1 protein-coding gene is annotated in these 1,336 nt (G+C 41.8%); it reads right to left on the bottom strand.

Features of this window, described 5'->3' with window-relative positions:
• Nucleotides 1-30: 30 nt before the first annotated feature.
• Nucleotides 31-1,209, bottom strand: a complete 1,179-nt coding sequence (locus E5355_RS19035) for an IS4 family transposase (protein WP_136011554.1) — start codon at nucleotides 1,207-1,209, stop codon at nucleotides 31-33.
• Nucleotides 1,210-1,336 lie beyond the last annotated feature (127 nt).

Here is a 1,336-nt window from a genome sequence, read left to right on the forward strand (position 1 = left end):
TACTACTGGTGCGATAAAAATCGCGTTCGTTTAGAAATCATCAAATAAAGAGAGTTCTTTGACATTTTGGTCTGAATTGGTTGATGAGTCTTGCTTGGTTATAAGCTGTCGCAATTCGATACGTTCCAACGCAGAAATTCTAATCAAGGTCGCCACCTCAGTAGCTGAATAGCCGCTGTTATAATCTGCTTTTATTCTTGCTACCGTCAGATAAGATATGATGGCAGTCCAAAGGTGGACTTTAACGGCATTTTCGGAGAACCCCCAAAGGTTCTTGATGACAATGTTCTGCTTAATCCACTTGAAGAAGACCTCAATATCCCAGCGGTGGCGATAAAGATTTGTGATTTCCAATGCGCTGACTTCAAAATTATTGGATATGAAATCAACAATGGCATCATTGTCCGAATCATATACCCGTACGAATCTCATATCCTCAGGATAGAGTTTGCAGGACTTGTATCCGGAGACACGGATCCGAGAGTCCTCTATGATACTTGGGGTCGTGTCGGGGATGGTCAACTGCTTGATGGTTGTGAACTTCATGTTCTCTTTTGGGCGTGACACCCAAAATGCCTGCGACTGATGGAATCTGAACAATGCCTTGAAGTCAACATACGCCTTGTCCATTACATAAAAAGCGAATGGTTCCGGTGTGAGCATGTCGAGTTCGTTGCTATCATGCCATTTACCATCAGTGATATGGATGTTGGCAGGTATACTTCCTCGTAAATCAAGCAATGTGTGCATTTTAACTGCCCCCTTGCTGTATTTGCCCAACGCCCATGCTGCGAGTTTTATGCTTGTGGATATGGTCGTGGAGTCCAACGCATAAATTACGTTGTCTATGGTTATCTCGGAGAGTTGAACCTTTGAATACATTGGTCTAACCAATCCAATAAGATAAAACCCAAGGCCCTCAAAAATACGATAATCCCTACTTTCGTTGGCGCGAGACAATGATGTATGGTTCACTGTATTGCGAAAACCGAGGTGATAAAGGATTTTCGAGTGGGCCTCCAAGCATAGGCAAATATCTCGAAGTGAATCACATCCTGTCAATTGACCGAAGAGCAGATGAAGGAGGTGGTTGTAACTGGTGAGATTCTTTACATGCCAATCGCCTTTATATTGCTTTACCAGCTTATCGAACCGGTAGCGCGGTATAAACTCGATGACTTGGGAAAACACGAACTTTCCTTGATTCATAATCTTGATGCTTCTAAACAACAAGACTAATAAACCAAATTCAAATCAAAAAATCAATGTACTCTTGTATTTGACTAAATACTAATATATTAATCGCAGTGGTTGGATTTTTATCGCACCACTACTA

The sequence above is a fragment of the Bacteroides muris (ex Afrizal et al. 2022) genome (genome assembly GCF_004793475.1).
Classification (GTDB): domain Bacteria; phylum Bacteroidota; class Bacteroidia; order Bacteroidales; family Bacteroidaceae; genus Bacteroides; species Bacteroides muris.